The organism is Shimia sagamensis, from assembly GCF_900182745.1.
Lineage (GTDB): Bacteria > Pseudomonadota > Alphaproteobacteria > Rhodobacterales > Rhodobacteraceae > Shimia > Shimia sagamensis.
In genome coordinates this window covers 320,325-335,437 of sequence record NZ_FXTY01000004.1, presented here as the reverse complement: position 1 = coordinate 335,437, position 15,113 = coordinate 320,325, and the positions used below count along the sequence as shown (strand labels likewise).

The window sequence follows — 15,113 nt, the reverse complement described above, 5'->3', positions numbered from 1 at the left end:
TTGGTTCAATCACCTACGCCTTTTGGCGAGGGATGATCCCCCAAAGGCTGTCAAAATTGTCCAAAAAGTGAGTTGCCGGAGCACCGATCCTCAGTACACTGGACCTCCACTATCGCTCCTGTTTTCTTTTTCCCCGCGCCCACTCAACGGCGCCGTTGATGAGTTTTCGCGTGCTGACCAGTTTAAAAATCCAGTCCTTTCTCACCGTGGCCAAACAAAGCCTCAAGCAACGCATGCGCCCGCAAGTTCGGGCGCGGCGCAAGGCGGGCATGGCCTCAAATGACACCCCTGCTGACCCCACAGCGTACTTTTTCTGGAGTTTGGAACGTCATAAAGAGGCTCGCGCCAAGCACAAAGTGATCTCTGGGGACAACGGCATGCTTCTGCCGGAAATTGCCGAGCTGGATCCGCATTTGCGCAAACTCTGCATTCGCCACACGCCAATCACAGATATCTCCGCCCTGCGCGGCCTGCCCAGCCTGACTGAACTGGAAATCATCGCCTCACCGGTGGCAGACCTGTCTCCACTGGCCGACCTGCCCAATCTGGCAAAGCTAACCCTATCGATCCCACCGGAGACGCCGGTCTCCCTCCCTGATTTACCTAACCTGCGCAGCCTAAAACTGTCCCATCCACGCACACCAATACAGCTTGGCAACATGCCACGGTTGCAATCAGCCGATCTTCTGGCGCTCTGTGAAGACCCTTCACGGCTGGTGCAAAGCCCGGCGTTGACGGAGCTCAAGCTGCGCCTCTCGGACGGACAGTCGCTGGTTCCTCTGGCTCAGGCAGAAAACCTCTTAAGCCTGTCGCTGCGGTGTGACGGTGTTGTTGACTTGACGGCTCTCTCTTCTCTCCAGGAACTGGAAACCTTGGATCTGTTTGGCGCCAAAACAACCGACCTCACCTCCTTGAATGCCCTGCCAAAATTAAAAACTCTCTCACTTTTGAACACTCCGGCGCGCGAGTTTGGTTCACTGGCCGTGCTGACCACGCTCCAAAACCTCACAATTCAGTCGCTGGTGCCACTGTCCGACTTATCGTTTGTCGCCGCACTCACAGAGCTAAACCACCTGTCTCTGGGACAGGTGTCACAAAGCGATCTGTCGCCCTTGTCCCAATTGAACAAGCTGACCTACCTATTGCTGCAAGTCGCAGACCCGATCTTTGACCCTGCCCCACTGTCACATTGCACCGCATTGCAAACCTTGCATGTCCGTCTGGCCGATTCCGTGGACGGCTCCATGACTTCAGCTTGGCCACCGTTGCCCAACCTGCAAAGTGCCAGCTTAACAGGAACCGCTATTGTCTCCTTGAACGGACTTCAGCGCTGCCGAGCGCTTCAGAATCTGCAATGCACGGGCACGGCCGTCAAAGACCTCTACCCCCTGCACTCACTTCCAAACTTGGAATGGCTGGACATCACGGACACGGATGTTGCTGATCTGTCGGTGCTTCTCACCTTGCCAAAATTCACAAAGGCCAACGCCAAAGCGACACTGGCGATCAATGGAACCCCAGCCTTGCAATCCATGCAGGATTTGGAAGTTCTGGCGGCCTGCGCAAACGGGCGCGAATTTCACCACTACCGCCATGTCATGGCCAACCGCGTGATCGAACATTTACACGCTGCGGCCGCACCCTCGTCGGAAACAGCAAATGCCTAAACTCTGAATACATTGTTACGGCACCGTGGCGCCGCAACATATTCAAAAACCGCGGACAGTCGCAAAACAGACGTTATACAGACGCAATGCCGACGTGAAAATCAGCCGTTGCTTTCGGCCTTTTCCTCGAGCATCAGCCACTCTTCCTCTGCATCCTGCAGTGCGGTTTGACGTTCCACCAATGCCTCTGTGGCCTTCTGGAACTTCACCGGTTCTTTGGTGAACAACTCGGGGTCAGCCATAAAGCCTTCCAGCTTGGATATCTCCGCTTCCAACCGTTCCATTATGCCCGGTAGCGCCTCCAAACGGTGCTTCTCGGTGAAGCTCAACCCTGCAGCCGGCGCGGTTTTCCCTGCCTTGGCTTTATCAGCCTTAGACTTTGATTTCGCGGCTTTTTCTGGCGCATCCGCTTGCCGCTGCGTACGGTAATCAGACCACCCGCCAGCATAGGTCACCGCCTGCCCATTGCCTTCCATGGCAATGGTTGTGGTCGCGACGCGATCCAAAAAATCCCGATCGTGGCTCACCAATAAAACGGTACCGTCATAATCGTCCAACAGTTCTTGCAGAAGATCGAGCGTCTCCACATCCAGATCGTTGGTGGGTTCGTCCATGACCAGAAGATTGCTGTCTTTGGCCATCAGTTTTGCCAACAACAGCCGCGCCTTTTCACCACCGGACAAAGACCGTACCGGCGCCCGCGCCTGACGGTCATCAAACAGAAATTCTTTAAGGTATCCAACAACATGCTTGGGGTTACCGCGCACCATGACCTGATCAGCCTTGCCCGAAACCCGCATGTCTGGGTCGCCTGTCAGGCTGTCCCACAACGTCATGTCCGGGTCCAGTTTTGAACGCGCCTGGTCAAACACCGCTGACAACAGATTGGTGCCCAACGCCACCGATCCCGTGTCAGGCGCTACTTCTCCCATCAGCATTTTAATCAGCGTTGTTTTACCCACACCGTTGGGCCCAACAAAGGCAACACGATCGCCGCGCTGCACCGTCAGAGAAAAGTCCTGCACGATGCTTTTGCCATCATAGGATTTTGACAAGCCTTTGGCGTCAATAACCTTTTTGCCAGACTTTGGTCCTGCTGACAGCTCCATGGCCGCCGATCCTTGGCGTGTGATCATCGCCGAGCGTTCGGAGCGCAAGTCCTTTAGCGCCCGCACCCGTCCTTGGTTGCGTTTGCGCCGCGCACTGATGCCTTCCACAGCCCAACGCGCCTCTGCTTTGATCTTGCGATCCATCTTGTGGCGTTGCAGGTCTTCTTCATCCCAAACCTTGTCACGCCAAGCTTCAAAACCCTCAAACCCTTTTTCCTGACGACGCACCATTCCCCTGTCAATCCAGAGGGTTGCGCGAGTCAGCGCACGCAAAAACGCCCTGTCGTGACTGATCAAGACATAGCCCGCACGGGTGGCATTCAACTCCGCCTCAAGCCAGGCAATGGCTTCAATATCAAGATGGTTGGTCGGCTCGTCTAGCAACATCAACTCCGGCGCTTCGGCCATCAAGCGTGCCAAAGCCGCCCGCCGCCTCTCTCCCCCAGAAGCAGTCTCCACCGCACGTGCTGGATCAAACTTCAGCCCTTCGCCCGCGCGCTCAACCTTGTACATCTCACCTGGGTCCAGAGCGGCAGAGGCAAAATCACCAAGCGTGGCAAACCCTTTCATATCAGGGTCTTGCTCCATGTATCCAACGCTCACACCTGGCGGCACAACAATGTCACCGCGGTCCGGCTCCACCAATCCAGCCATCACTTTCAGCAAGGTCGATTTGCCTGATCCGTTGCGCCCAACCAAGGCCACCCGGTCTCCGGGTTGCACCACCAGGCCCAACTGATCAAACACAGGATCCCCACCAAAGGTCAGGGAAATATCATTCATCTGTAAAAGGGGTATACGTGCCATGCCCTGCGCCTAGCCCGCACAGGCATTCCCGTCAACCACGACCGCTGCGTCTAACCCGCCAAAGCGCGCAAAAGCCGTTTTCTTGCCGCAGGAATGGCCTTCACCTCAACACCAGTAAACACATGCAGCGTATTCATTTTTTGATCCACAACCGCATGGTCACTGACCCACCCCCCCATCAGAAGATAGCTACGCAACATCGGCGGCATGCTGAGTTGAGCGGCTTTGAGATTGGGCTTACGGCGCAATCGCGCTGCAAAGCGAAAAACTTTGGGCGCTTTCACTTTTGGCAACCACCGTGTTGGCGCCAAATGTCTGTCTCGCAACATGGCAAAGCTGTCAAGGTAAGTGCTGGTATCCGTGCCAGCAAAGGACGCACACCCAAACAGAAGTTCTACATTATTTTCATCAACATAAGACGTCATGGCAGCCCACGCCACACGCAAGACATCGGCATCATACACGTCAGGATGCACACAAAAACGACCCATCTCAACCATGCGGCCGTTGTAGGTTTTTAGGGCGTCCAGCTCATAAAACTGTGCCGAATAGCTGCGACCGATTTCATCCCCACCATTCAGAGGCAACATCCTAAACCCACAGACCAACCGGCCGCTGATCACCTCTTCGATCATGTAATGGGTACAAAGGGAATCGTAGGCGTCCGTATCCAAACCAGTGTCGTCGCCGCGAAAAGCCAAACTCCGCAACCGTTGCGCAGCGTGCAAATCCTGCACACCTTCCGCTACACGCACACGGTAACGCCCCAACTCAAGCTTATGACTGCCCATCTGCGCTCCTCTCACACAGGCAGTCTAACAGAGGTGCCGCGACATCCGAATGACAAACCGACACCTACCAGACTGAGGTGGCAAATTAGAAGCTTCCGTTGCTCGCAGTTGGCGAACCAGACGGCCCGAAGTTGCCAATGTTGGCCCCCAGCTGACGCAACAAGCCACCGGTTTCAATGCCGTTGTCGGTGATGCGTCGTTGAAGCGGCACAAAGCGCCCGTCTTCCAACGCGTAATGCTCTATATTGCGGGCGATACCTTTGCCATCAAATCCAATCACAACGACCTGTCGATCCACCACCTCAGGACGAATCGGGCCAAGATGCCTGACCCGAGAGCGCACGTATATGTAGCCGCTGTCATCCAACACGCCGGACGCAGACGGCGGACCAAACGTTTCGGCAACCGTGTCCCGGGTGTCCACCCCTAAGGTGATCGAGGCCAGCTCTTCTTCTGTGGGCACATAACCATGATTGCGATAGCGGGTAGAACAGGCTGTCAGCGACAGCAAAACCGCCCCCATGACCGCAAATTTGATCACTTTGGTTCGCGTCTTCATGCCTGCCCTCTTGTCTTGGCGTCTCTTGCCTTTTATCTCGCTTACAGAAGGAACGCGTTTGGTTCAAGATGACAACCGCGTTCCTAACGCCAACCGCCCTAAATCCGAAGTCAAAAACATGTCCCCAAGCGCCTCTTCTTCCACCGTTTTCCGCGTGGCCGATCTCCAACAGAACCGCCCCACCTCCTTTGAGCTGCGCCCCAGCCCGAAGGAATTGACTGCTTTGGCTGAAGCTTTGTCACTATCTACAGTCCGCAAAGTTGTCTTTGCTGGTGAAATTCGTGCCCACGGCAAATCTGATTGGGAGCTGGTTGCAAAACTTGGCGCAACGGTTGTGCAGCCCTGTGTTGTAACGCTGGACCCAGTCACAACACGTGTGGAGGACAAAATCGAGCGTCGTTTTGTCGCCCACCTGCCGGACCCAGACGGCGACGAAGAAGAAGAAATTGAGATGCCAGAGGATGAAAACGCTGAGCGATTGGAAACACACATTGATGTGCATGCCATCCTACATGAGGCTCTGGCATTGAACATTCCACAATTTCCGCGTGCCCAGGGAGCGGAATTGAAAGATGCGGTCTTTACGGAGGCTGGAAAAAAGGCCATGACGGACGAAGACGCCCGCCCCTTTTCCGGATTGGCCGCCCTGCGTGACCAGTTGGGATCAAAAGAGGACGAATAGGGCTTGCGTTGTGCGGAAATCGCAGTATTTTCGCGCGCTCATTCGAATTTAGCGTTGGACTCGGGCGCGCTTACCGCGTAGAGGCTCCAAACGCTCAGGAAACCGGGCTCCGGCCCCCAAGTAAATCAAAGGTTGCGACATGGCTGTCCAGCAGAACAAAGTATCGAAATCGCGCCGCAACAACCGCCGTGCACATGACGCCCTGGTTGCAGCGAACCCTAACGAATGCGAAAACTGTGGCGAGCTGAAGCGTCCACACCACGTATGCGCCTCCTGCGGCCACTACAGCGACCGTGAAGTCGTTGCGATGGTGGACGACGTCGATCTGGACGAAGACGCAGCATAAACAACGGGATCTGAGCCCGCATGACCGGTTTGGCGCAAACAGCAAACCCCGGCAGCGGGCGCACAGTGATCTCAGTTGACGCCATGGGTGGCGATCGCGGGCCGGCAGCTGTTGTTGCCGGCATTTCGCATTCCGCGAAGATTAATCCAGACATTGCTTTCATCTTGCACGGCCCCGCAGACGAGCTGGCCAAGCTTGTGGCACGCAAGCGCATATTGGACGGTCGTGTCGAGATTCGCGACGCCTCTGACGTGGTGTCGATGGAAGACAAACCCCGTGAAGTGATCCGATCTAAGACCACCTCGATGTGGTCCGCATTGGAATCACTACGCAGCGGAGAAGCAGCCGGCGTGGTCAGCTGTGGCAACACCGGAGCCTTGATGATGTTGTCGGTGGTTCGCCTCCGCAAAATCCTCGGAGTCGACCGCCCGGCAATTGCCGTACTCTGGCCGTCGCGCGCGCCGCAGGGTTTCAACATCATGCTCGACGCCGGCGCAGACATCAGCGCCGATGAGCATGATCTGCTACAATACGCACTAATGGGCGCCTCTTATGCCCGCAACGGGATGGACCTAGAGCGTCCCCGCGTTGGGTTGCTCAATGTTGGCACCGAAGAGCACAAGGGCCGCACCGAGCTAAAACTGGCGCATGACCTGATTGCGCGCAATGCCAAGAACGCAAACTATGACTTTGTCGGATTTGTTGAAGGCAATGATCTGCCGGCCGATAAGGCGGACGTGATTGTCACTGATGGGTTCACCGGCAACGTTGCGCTGAAAACCGGCGAAGGCACCGCTGGCTTGATCGGCTCCTTGCTGAAAGAAGCTTTCAGGTTCTCTCCTCTGTCACGCCTGGCCGCCTTGCTGGCCTATACGTCGCTAAACCGCCTCAACAAGCGCATCGACCCGCGTCGGGTCAACGGAGGCGTGTTTCTGGGCCTCAACGGCACCGTTGTGAAGTCCCACGGGTCTTCGGACGCCACAGGCGTGTCAGCAGCGGTAAAACTCGCCTTCAAACTGGCGCAATCCGGCTTCTCTGAAAAGCTCGCGGCGCGGGTTGCATCTGCTGTTTCCCTGCCGCAAGATGCTGACAGCACAAACGAATAACAATAATATAGCAAGGCACTGATATGACGACACGCGCCGTGGTTAAGGGCGTTGGCCACTACTTGCCGGAACGGGTCGTTCCCAACGCCGAATTCGAAAAAACTCTGGACACATCGGACGAATGGATTCGGACGCGCTCAGGCATCGAGCGCCGCCATTTTGCCGCCGATGATCAAACCACATCTGACCTCGCCAGCCTGGCCGCCAACGCGGCGCTTAAGGATGCGAATCTAGAGGCCAATGAAATTGATGCGGTGGTTGTGGCCACCTCCACGCCAGATCTCACCTTTCCTTCTGTCGCCACCATGGTTCAGCAGAAAATCGGAATGACCCGTGGCTTTGGCTTTGATGTGCAAGCGGTGTGCGCCGGTTTTGTCTATGCGCTCACCAATGCCAACGCCCTGATTCTGTCCGGACAAGCCAGACGTGTTTTGGTGATTGGCGCCGAAACCTTTAGCCGCATCATGGACTGGACCGATCGCGCCACCTGTGTGCTGTTTGGTGATGGCGCAGGTGCGCTGATCCTCGAAGCCCAAGACGGCACTGGCGACAATGCCGACCGCGGTGTCCTAAGCGCAGACCTGAATTCTGACGGCCGCTACAAAGACATGCTCTTTGTGGACGGAGGCGTTTCCACCACAGGCGACTCTGGCAAGCTGCGCATGCAGGGAAATGCCCTTTTTCGTCAAGCGGTTGAGAAGTTGACATCGACAGCTCACACTGCCCTGACCAAAGTTGGCTTCACAGACGACGACGTGGATTGGATTGTGCCGCACCAAGCCAACATCCGCATTATTCAAGGCACCGCCAAAAAGCTCGGTGTCCCCATGGATCGCGTGATTGTGACGGTTCAGGATCATGGCAATACATCCGCAGCCTCAATTCCGCTTGCACTGTCCACCGGTGTCGCGGAAGGCAGGATCAAGCGTGGCGATCTGCTGGTGACCGAGGCCATTGGTGGCGGTCTTGCTTGGGGTGCCGTAGTCATAAGATGGTAAGAGCCAGCCTAAGTCGTTGGCGAATATTGCAGATAATCGTCTTTGAGACGGTGCAAGTCATTGACTCGCAAATTCGCTTGCTTCTATGGTTTTTCAAACGAGTACCGGCAGGGGGGACCACATGACTGATAAGACATTGACCCGGATGGATCTGAGCGAAGCAGTGTTTCGCGAAGTGGGCCTGTCCAGAAACGACTCCGCTCAATTGGTTGAGAGCATTCTGACCCATATGTCCGACGCGCTGGTGCGTGGCGAACAGGTCAAGATTTCCTCTTTTGGCACTTTTAGTGTGCGAGACAAAGCCGCGCGGGTGGGCCGTAACCCAAAGACGGGTGAAGAAGTTCCGATCCAGCCGCGCCGTGTCCTTACCTTCCGGCCATCGCATCTGATGAAAGATCGCGTCGCCGCCGGCAACAAAAAATAAGACGAGACAAACTCCATGGCCAAATCGCGTGAGGCATTTCGCACCATCAGCGAAGTTGCTGACTGGCTTGACGTGCAAACGCACGTTCTGCGTTTTTGGGAAAGCAAGTTTTCACAAGTCAAACCCGTGAAACGTGCTGGGGGCCGGAGGTATTACCGCCCTCAAGACATGGAGCTTTTGGGCGGCCTGAAAAAGCTGCTGCATGAAGACGGACTGCCCATCAAAGAAGCACAACAGCTCCTGCGGGAAAAAGGTGTCAAACACGTCTCGAGTCTGTCCCGCCCCGTCGATCAGGATCAAGACGACCTCGAGGGCGGCGAAAACGTGGTCGCGGAGGACAGCGCAAAACTGCAAGAAGACGACGCAGTTCAAGACGAAATCTCGCCACCTGAGGTGCTGGAGACAGTCGACGCGCTTGAAGCTGCAGAAGAGCCCGTGCTTTCTGAAAACGTAACAACCACCAAAGACCTTCAGAGCGAGACTGTGTCCGAAGGACTTGAGGCCGAGGTCCCTGACGCCGAATCTGAGGCAGAGCTCCATACAGCCCCAGACGACACGGCACCGGACCTGCCCGATACAACAACGGAGTCCGCAGAAGACGACGACGGCTTTCTTGATGATCTCCTGGTCAAGGTTGATCATGAAGGGGCACCGACTACCTCTGAGGCCGAGACTGAGAGGACGCCACAGACTGCAGCCCCTGCAGCAGATGACGCCAGTGCGGTGCCCGCAGAAGGCGAAACACACGCCCCTTCAGCTCCGGGACCACAAACACCAATCGACCAAGACACACCCAGCCAAACACCGCCGATGGATGACCTGTTTGCCTCCATCGATGCTCCAGCAGAGTCCGCGCACCCAACGCAGAGCAATCCGGATGTCGAGGCACTGGAAGCTGCGACTTCCGACGATGTGCTGCCGCTCTCTTCCAACGCGCAGGACACCAACCCTCAAATCGAGCCGGCTGGTGTGACCACAGAAACCGCTGACACGGACCAAGCCGGAGACACCGAACTCACCGGAAGCTCGGCTCCTGTCTCCCCCGATGGGTCTTCTCTACCGTCAGCCGCCCTGACACCAACCGAAGGGGCACCGACGACAAAAGATCCAGACGTGGCAGCGCCTGTAGAACCTAAACCATCGGCACCCAATGCAACGGCAACATCACTGGGAGGCTCCGTATCGGCAAGTAAGCCTGCGCCAACCGCTGACGCCGCGTTCGACACACAAGCCGTCTCGAGTGCAGCAGACACGCCTGATGTGGAAACTGTGATCGCGCGCGAAAACACACGCGACGACTTCTTGTTGATGTTGACCAAGCCGGTGACCGTCGCCCCCAAAGACGCCTCTCGCGCCGCCGATCTTCTGGCCCGCCTGGAAGCGCTCAACAGCAAAGCTGGCTAATCATTCAGGGCGAGACAAAACTTGCACAATAAGACTTGCTCCCGCCCGCAATTCCGTTATGAACAGCCCATCGTCGGGCTATGGCGCAGCCTGGTAGCGCGTCCGTCTGGGGGACGGAAGGTCGCAGGTTCGAGTCCTGCTAGCCCGACCAATCAAAACCGCCCGTGTGCCGCAAGGCCCGGGCGTTTTGTGTATCTGGAGACTATCCAATGACCGGCGTTATTCCGAGCCAAACCATTGAAACAATGCTGAAAACCGGAGAAATATCGGTCACACAGCCCGTTGCAGAGGGTCAGGTGCAACCGGCCTCACTGGATTTGCGTCTGGGCACAGTTGCCTACCGCGTACGCGCATCGTTCCTGTCAGGCAGTGGCCGCAGCGTCCAGGATCGCCTCGCAGAATTCGAGATGCACCGCATTGACCTCACCAATGGTGCTGTATTGGAAAAAGGCTGCGTCTATGTGGTCCCGCTTATGGAAAGCCTCGCGCTACCGGACGGGATACAAGCCGTGGCCAACGCCAAAAGCTCTACGGGGCGTCTTGACCTGTTGACCCGCACCATCACCGACGGCGGCACAGAGTTTGACCGCATCGCCTCTGGCTATTCCGGCCCACTTTATGCTGAAATCTGCCCGCGCAGCTTTTCTGTGTTGGTGCGTCCCGGCATGCGTCTTAACCAAATTCGTTTCCGACAGGGCCAAAGCGTACTGACGGACGCAGACCTGAGTGTCTTGCATGACCGCAGTCCGTTGGTGGATGGCGATGCTGTAATTGACGATGGTCTTGGCTTTTCGGTCGATCTGAAGCCCGGCGAAGGTACGCTTGTTGGGTATCGTGCAAAACCACACACCGGTGTCATCGACCTCGACAATATCGGATACTACGATCCTGCCGAATATTGGGAGGAACTGCACGCTTCAGACGGAAAAATCATTCTGGACCCCGGTGCGTTTTACATTCTGGTGAGCCGCGAGGCCGTCAGCATTCCACCAGCTTATGCTGCTGAAATGGCACCGTTCTTGGCAATGGTTGGTGAATTCCGCGTGCACTACGCAGGTTTTTTTGACCCAGGATTTGGCCATGACGCAGCGGGCGGCACAGGCTCTCGTGGCGTGTTGGAAGTGCGCTGTCATGAGGCTCCATTTGTACTGGAACACGGACAGGTGGTTGGACGTCTGGTCTACGAACGCATGACAAACGTACCAGAACAGCTTTATGGCGTTGGCATCGCCTCAAACTATCAGGGACAAGGCCTGAAGCTGAGCAAACACTTCAAAACGGTCTAGTCCGGTTTAAAACCGGCCAATATTGCGTGTGACGCGCATAGCCTGCCGCGTGCGTTTGGCGTCAAACTGTGGGGTTTTGGTAGGTTTCGCGGTCTCTCCCCATGGCCCCGGCTCAGTAGGTGTTTTTTTCTGCACCTTGGACGCCGCGTTGATCCCAGCGTTGATGCCGCCATTGATCAGGCGGCGCATCACCATACGGGTGACCATATTGATCAGCTGATTGGCGTTCATTGAGTCTACTCCGAAAATTCACCCCCCCAATTTAGGAACAAATTGCGCCTAGAGTAAGGCAATTACCTTGTTTTTGAGGTTGGGCTTATTCCTCAAACAATTCCGGCTGCCCGTCATCAATGACCATCCCGTCTTCATCCTCATCGGAATTCAGACCCAATGGAATCGTGCCCGGTGGCGGGCGGTTTTCCAGAAGCCCCGCAGCCCGCAGTTCCTTGAGCCCTGGCAAGTCCCGCGGACTGGACAAACCAAAGTGATCCAAGAACTGCGGTGTTACCACAAAGGTCACCGGCCGCCCCGGCGTCATCTTGCGACGCCCAAACCGGATCCACTCCATCTCGAGCAATTGATCCACCGTACCTCGGCTCACGCTCACACCGCGGATTTCCTCTATCTCCGCCCGCGTCACCGGCTGATGATACGCAATAATGGCTAGTGTTTCGACGGCTGCACGGGACAGCTTGCGTGTCTCCACAGTCTCTTTTTGCATGAGAAAGCCAAGGTCGGGCTCCGTGCGCATCGCCCAGGCATCGCCGACTTTCACGACGCTGACCCCACGGCCTTCATACCGCTTGCGCAGATGCACCAACGCCTCCGCTGCGTCACAGCCATGCGGCATGCGGTTGTTCATCTCTTTGACGCTCACCGGTTCTGTACTGGCAAACAAGATGGCTTCACACATGCGCTCCTGCTCCGCGATGGGCGGCGCTTCAAACAGACTTTCCTCTTGTTCCGGAGCGTCCTGTACAGCGTCCTCAACGTCCGGCTCCGACATATTGATATCGTCACTCATCCCTGCCGTCTCTCTTTCGTACTTCTATCGGCGCAAAGGTCTCGCTTTGGCGGATAAACACCTTGCCTTCTTTGGCCAGTTCCAGCGATGCCGCAAATGTTGCCGCGGTGGCCGAACGGCGTTTCTTCGGATCGTTCTCCCAGCCCACGGGCAGATAACTCAGAATATCGGTCCATGCGCCGGCATAGCCAATCAACCCGCGCATTCGCTCCAACGCCTCTTCCATCGTGAACACCGACTCGCGGTCCAGAATAAAGGGACGGAACTCATCTCTTGTGCGCAGGCGTGCGTACCCCTGCATCAAGTCCATCAACGTCGCTGTGAAAGTGATCCGCCGCACACGCTCAACAGATTCCGGCACACCGCGCGCAAAGAAATCACGCCCCAACCGATCCCGAGCCATCAACTTGGCGGCCGCATCCCGCATCGCCTGCAAGCGCTCCAGTTGAAAGGCCAGGTGCGCCGCAAGTTCCTCTCCAGACGGTCCTTCTTCGGTTGGATCAGGTGGCAACAACAAGCGCGATTTCAGAAACGCGAGCCAGGCAGCCATCACCAGATAATCCGCTGCCAACTCAAGCCGCAGCCGTTTGGCCCGTTCGACAAAGTCCAAATATTGTTTCGCCAGCTCCAACACCGAAATCTTGCGCAGATCTACTTTCTGCGTTCGCGATAAGGTCAGCAACAGATCAAGAGGCCCTTCAAACCCGTCCACATCCACAATCAGAGCTTCCGCTGCCATGCGGTCAGCAACGGAAATCTCTTCCCGATCGTCCTCAAAGGACATCTGTAGAGTATGATTTAGGTCGGTCTCGGCCATGCCCCTGCCCGTCAAGCGCCTGTTCAGAACGCTTTAAGTTCCTCGGCAAGCGCTTCAATGTCAACAGGCACGGCCTGTCGCCGCGTTGCCAATACCACTTCGGCACGCCGTTGCCCTGCCTCAGTCATCTCACCAATAGCCTCCGCCACCGCTTGGCGCTCCGCCAAAGTGCCGTTGCAATGCAAAACTGCATCACATCCTGCGGCAATCGCTGCCGCTGCGCGTTGGTCCACAGAGCCGCTCAAGGCCTGCATGTCGATGTCATCGGTCATGATCAGCCCGTCAAAGCCAATCTCGTCGCGCATGAATTTCATCATCTTAGGTGATGTCGTCGCAGGTCTGTCATCCATGTCTTCAAACACAATATGCGCTGTCATTCCCATCGGAAGGCCTTTCAGCGCTTTAAAGGGCGCAAAATCAGCTTTCAACTGTGCCTTTGGCACAGAGACGCGCGGCAAATCCTTGTGGCTATCAACAACTGCCAACCCGTGCCCTGGCATATGTTTGACCACGGGGAAGACGCCGCCATCCCAAAGCCCCTCTGCAACTGCGCGGCCGATCTCGATAATCTGCTGCGGATCGTCGCCGTAACACCGGTTGCGCAAAAACGGATGTGTGGCAGGTCGAGCCACATCCACCATCGGCGCACAGTTGGCGTCTACTCCAAGCGCCATCAACTCATGTGCAATGATACGATAGCGCAAATACATTGCCCGCGCCGCATTGGGGCCCGCTTTTTGCACCTCTTCCAAGGGTGGCACCCACTCAGATGCCAACGGAGGCCGTAACCGCTGCACACGCCCACCTTCCTGATCAATCAGGATCGGTGCATGATGATCCACGCAAGCCCGTAGTTCATCACACAACATGCGCACCTGATCCGCGGTGTCGATATTACGAGCAAACAGTATGAAACCAAACGGCTGCACATCCCGAAAAAACGCCGTCTCTTCAGCCGTTAGGCGCAACCCGTCGCAACCAAAGATCGCGGCGCAAAACCGGTTCATCGCGTGGTGACCGGAATACAATCGGCGTTTTCTGCCTTCAGCGCAGAGCACAGGCGGCGTGCGTCACTAACGGTTTCAAAGCCCATCGCCCGCAAGCGATAAAACACCCGCCCGCCGCTGCTGGCTTTCTCAATCACACGGGATTTGTCGCCTAGATAGGTATCAAACCGCTGCTGCAGCTTGTCCCACTCCGCCCGCGCAATCTCCGGACTGGCATATGCGCCCAGTTGCACCAAACGCGTGCCTGCCGGAATGGTTTCTGCATCAACCTCTTTTAACGCGCCTTGAACAGCCGCATCAATCGACGCAACCTGCGTGCCTTGCGCCACAGAGGACAACTTGGCTGGACGCAACACCGGACGCAACGAGCGTTTCAGTCCGCCCTTAATTTCTAGCTTATCGGCGGTTGCCACATCAACGGAGACATCCGGCTCTTTCAAAGCCACCTGAATGGGTTTCACGTCTTCAACGTCGACGGTCTCCAAGGGCGTAGCACCAGCAGAAAGGCGTTCGGCCAGTTCTTCCACGGACAAAGGCGTACTCACATCCAGCGGTGCAGGCGCAACGATTGGCTCAATGGGCGCACGCGCGACCACTTCGGTCAATTTTTCCGTTTCCACAAGATTTGGCATCGTCGACCGATTGTCAGCAGGCTGCACGACCACAGGTGCACCTGTCACCATATCACGATCTGTCAAAGAAATTGGCGGTGGCGCAACAATCACCTGATCCGCTGGACCAGCCGCACTGCCATCCGCTGCCACCTGATTGACCATCAACCCCTGGTGACCAGCCTGACGTCCTCCCGGGTTGTCGGGCTGAATACGCATAGGCCCTTCCAAGGCCCGTACTACAGGCACGCCGCTTACATCGCGGGAAAGGATCTGGAACCCCCACACGCCCGTCCCGACAACCAGCGCGAGAGATACAAACATCCCTGCGCGGCTCACCAAAAGAGCTGCGTTCGGAGAGTCGCCTTTGGGCGCGCCATGCGCACCCATCGGAATTTCTGCCATTTTTGCCTCACTGCCCGCGCGCGTTACCGCGGATGTGCGGTGTCGCCGGGGTCGTCTTGCCTAGTCCTCA

The 15,113-nt window shown here is 56.6% G+C and carries 16 protein-coding genes and 1 tRNA gene; 9 read left to right on the top strand and 8 right to left on the bottom strand.

Features of this window, described 5'->3' with window-relative positions:
- Positions 1-158 precede the first annotated feature (158 nt).
- On the top strand, positions 159-1,667 hold the full coding sequence (locus QOL67_RS12435) for a leucine-rich repeat domain-containing protein (protein ID WP_283426285.1): 1,509 nt from the start codon (positions 159-161) through the stop codon (positions 1,665-1,667).
- Positions 1,668-1,768: 101 nt separating this feature from the next.
- Here the strand turns inward: QOL67_RS12435 and QOL67_RS12430 are convergent, their stop codons facing one another.
- From QOL67_RS12430 to QOL67_RS12420, 3 genes are all read right to left on the bottom strand, one after another.
- A complete protein-coding gene (locus tag QOL67_RS12430) occupies positions 1,769-3,583 on the bottom strand; it encodes an ABC-F family ATP-binding cassette domain-containing protein (protein WP_283426284.1) in 1,815 nt (604 codons plus the stop codon).
- A 50-nt stretch (positions 3,584-3,633) separates the two neighbouring features.
- On the bottom strand, positions 3,634-4,374 hold the full coding sequence (locus QOL67_RS12425) for a GNAT family N-acetyltransferase (RefSeq protein WP_283426283.1): 741 nt from the start codon (positions 4,372-4,374) through the stop codon (positions 3,634-3,636).
- 85 nt (positions 4,375-4,459) lie between these two features.
- On the bottom strand, positions 4,460-4,933 hold the full coding sequence (locus QOL67_RS12420) for an outer membrane protein assembly factor BamE (protein ID WP_283426282.1): 474 nt from the start codon (positions 4,931-4,933) through the stop codon (positions 4,460-4,462).
- 118 nt (positions 4,934-5,051) lie between these two features.
- Between QOL67_RS12420 and QOL67_RS12415 the strand changes: the two genes are divergently transcribed.
- From QOL67_RS12415 to QOL67_RS12380, 8 genes are all read left to right on the top strand, one after another.
- On the top strand, positions 5,052-5,615 hold the full coding sequence (locus QOL67_RS12415; protein WP_283426421.1) for a YceD family protein: 564 nt from the start codon (positions 5,052-5,054) through the stop codon (positions 5,613-5,615).
- Positions 5,616-5,754: 139 nt separating this feature from the next.
- On the top strand, positions 5,755-5,961 hold the full coding sequence (gene rpmF / locus QOL67_RS12410; RefSeq protein WP_283426281.1) for a 50S ribosomal protein L32: 207 nt from the start codon (positions 5,755-5,757) through the stop codon (positions 5,959-5,961).
- 20 nt (positions 5,962-5,981) lie between these two features.
- A complete protein-coding gene (plsX, locus tag QOL67_RS12405; RefSeq protein ID WP_283426280.1) occupies positions 5,982-7,067 on the top strand; it encodes a phosphate acyltransferase PlsX in 1,086 nt (361 codons plus the stop codon).
- 23 nt (positions 7,068-7,090) lie between these two features.
- On the top strand, positions 7,091-8,065 hold the full coding sequence (locus QOL67_RS12400; RefSeq protein ID WP_283426279.1) for a beta-ketoacyl-ACP synthase III: 975 nt from the start codon (positions 7,091-7,093) through the stop codon (positions 8,063-8,065).
- Between the two features lie 121 nt (positions 8,066-8,186).
- Positions 8,187-8,489 (top strand): integration host factor subunit alpha, encoded by a 303-nt coding sequence (gene ihfA, locus QOL67_RS12395; RefSeq protein ID WP_283426278.1) that lies wholly within the window; start codon positions 8,187-8,189, stop codon positions 8,487-8,489.
- Positions 8,490-8,504: 15 nt separating this feature from the next.
- A complete protein-coding gene (locus QOL67_RS12390; protein ID WP_283426277.1) occupies positions 8,505-9,893 on the top strand; it encodes a MerR family transcriptional regulator in 1,389 nt (462 codons plus the stop codon).
- A 74-nt stretch (positions 9,894-9,967) separates the two neighbouring features.
- Positions 9,968-10,044, top strand: a tRNA-Pro gene (locus QOL67_RS12385).
- Positions 10,045-10,102: 58 nt separating this feature from the next.
- Complete coding sequence (locus QOL67_RS12380; protein ID WP_283426276.1) at positions 10,103-11,179, top strand: 2'-deoxycytidine 5'-triphosphate deaminase; 1,077 nt, start codon at positions 10,103-10,105, stop codon at positions 11,177-11,179.
- A gap of 6 nt (positions 11,180-11,185) precedes the next feature.
- On the opposite strand, the gene QOL67_RS12375 is transcribed toward QOL67_RS12380, so the two are convergent.
- The 5 genes from QOL67_RS12375 to QOL67_RS12355 all read right to left on the bottom strand — a co-directional run bounded on the left by QOL67_RS12375 (position 11,186) and on the right by QOL67_RS12355 (position 15,043).
- On the bottom strand, positions 11,186-11,410 hold the full coding sequence (locus QOL67_RS12375; protein ID WP_283426275.1) for a hypothetical protein: 225 nt from the start codon (positions 11,408-11,410) through the stop codon (positions 11,186-11,188).
- An 85-nt stretch (positions 11,411-11,495) separates the two neighbouring features.
- Complete coding sequence (gene scpB / locus QOL67_RS12370) at positions 11,496-12,185, bottom strand: SMC-Scp complex subunit ScpB (protein WP_283426420.1); 690 nt, start codon at positions 12,183-12,185, stop codon at positions 11,496-11,498.
- A gap of 10 nt (positions 12,186-12,195) precedes the next feature.
- Positions 12,196-12,987, bottom strand: a complete 792-nt coding sequence (locus QOL67_RS12365; protein ID WP_283426419.1) for a segregation and condensation protein A — start codon at positions 12,985-12,987, stop codon at positions 12,196-12,198.
- Between the two features lie 56 nt (positions 12,988-13,043).
- On the bottom strand, positions 13,044-14,027 hold the full coding sequence (gene nagZ / locus QOL67_RS12360; RefSeq protein WP_283426274.1) for a beta-N-acetylhexosaminidase: 984 nt from the start codon (positions 14,025-14,027) through the stop codon (positions 13,044-13,046).
- Entirely contained in the window at positions 14,024-15,043 is a 1,020-nt protein-coding gene (locus QOL67_RS12355; RefSeq protein ID WP_283426273.1) for an SPOR domain-containing protein, read from the bottom strand. Before QOL67_RS12355 ends, nagZ begins: the two co-directional genes overlap by 4 nt.
- Between the last annotated feature and the right edge of the window lie 70 nt (positions 15,044-15,113).